This window comes from Oceanobacillus caeni (assembly GCF_042678465.1).
Classification (GTDB): Bacteria; Bacillota; Bacilli; order Bacillales; family Amphibacillaceae; genus Oceanobacillus; species Oceanobacillus caeni.
Genome location: NZ_JBHTKV010000071.1, coordinates 1 through 1,553 on the forward strand (window position 1 = coordinate 1; position 1,553 = coordinate 1,553).

The 1,553-nt window shown below is 35.2% G+C and carries 1 protein-coding gene; it reads right to left on the reverse strand.

What is annotated here, in order from left to right:
• Positions 1 to 165: 165 nt before the first annotated feature.
• Positions 166 to 1,395 carry an IS4 family transposase gene (locus ACFQ18_RS18045; RefSeq protein ID WP_047185988.1) on the reverse strand — a complete coding sequence of 410 codons (1,230 nt, stop codon included), beginning with the start codon at positions 1,393 to 1,395 and terminating at the stop codon, positions 166 to 168.
• Positions 1,396 to 1,553: the final 158 nt, after the last annotated feature.

The window sequence follows — 1,553 nt, forward strand, 5'->3', positions numbered from 1 at the left end:
CACTAGCGTTGCATAAAAAATAATTATAGAAGTCAACCATTTAATTTGTGTCTTTGATTTGAATGTTGAAATTTTCTGATATATATTATATTTAATTTATGAAAAAAAGATAACAGGGATCTAAAGGTAGTCCTTCATCCATTTTTTGAATATTATATAATATTTTTAAATAATCGGGTCATAGGTTAAATCGTCTAAGAGCAAAACATCTCCTAATTCGTATTGTGCAACAGTTACTTGAAAGACCTTTTCGTGATCAAGCCTTCGTCGGCCACGGGATGATCGCTCAGGTTCCTTGAATACTTTAGAGATAAGGGTTGTGATGGAGTGAGAACAGAAATCCCGTATCCAACGCAACATTTCCAGCAAGGTCCCTTTATAGCCAATTTTGTTTTTCATTAAAAGGGTTAAACAGAAAGAAATCATTGCCAAATAGATTTGATTATATACCGCATTTTCGCTTTTTCCATATAGTTTTTTAATAACCATATGCTGCTTGACCCATTTGAAAAATAATTCTATCTGCCAGCGGTTGCGGTAGAGATCACTCATTTCCTGTGCACTGACTTTAGCATCATTACACACAATTCGAATCTGATTTCCTTTACTGTCTACAGTTTCAACGAGTTGCAGCGGGTTCTTCATCTTTCCGATCTTTACTACCGCATGACGGGTGATCGGTGAAGAGGAATCAATCGGTAATTCCTCGATGACATGTACGACCGTGTTCGTTTTAATTCGTGTGACAAATCGAATACCTTCTGCACAGTAGGTATCAAACTTTTTAAAATTGAAATAGCCTCGGTCAAATACATGAAGAACGTTTTTATCTAATACGATTAATGAATCTAGCTGTGTTTCATCTGCAGGTCTTGCAGGTGTGAGAATGACTTCATTTGGGTAAGAAATGCCCTCGCAAAAAGTAATGGAAGTATGCATTTTCACACCCGATTTTGTATCTCGAAAATCTGCCCATTCATATTGACTAAGGCACATCGAAATCGTTGATGAATCAATCAGATGAAGCTTTCCAAGTGCTTTGCCTGCCGTTTTTGGTCCAAGTATATGGTGAAGTTTTTGAATTAAATGATGTAGGATAACCTGGAAAATCTCGGATGGTATATCCCCATTTTTTCGGGAAAGCTGTGATTTACTAATGCTTTCTATGCCAACTAATCTTTGGACAGTTTTCTTGCGTTTTATCGTGTCACTTATCCGCTGAAGGTTATCTAGTTGCTTCAACTGCGCATAAATAAATGTATTCATAAATGTAAGTACATCAAGCTTTTTGACATATTTATCAATTTGAGCGTGATCAAGCATTTTTTGTATTACTTTCGAATCTAATGGATGAATGTATTCCTTGAATACAGTTTTTATGGTATGATTGTCCATGTGAGCTCCTTATAGTTAGGGATTTGGACAGGACTACCATACCCTAATTATAAGGTTTTTTTATGGATTTTTATAGTGAAAATTCCTATTATTAATAATATTGACACAAAAGGTTTCGCTTGACTTTTTCCTGAAAACTTTATGCAACACTAGTGATA

What these genes read in the sequence shown, in the direction of transcription:
- ACFQ18_RS18045 (WP_047185988.1), bottom strand. Translation starts at nt 1,395, where the DNA reads ATGGACAATCATACCATAAAAACTGTATTCAAGGAATACATTCATCCA.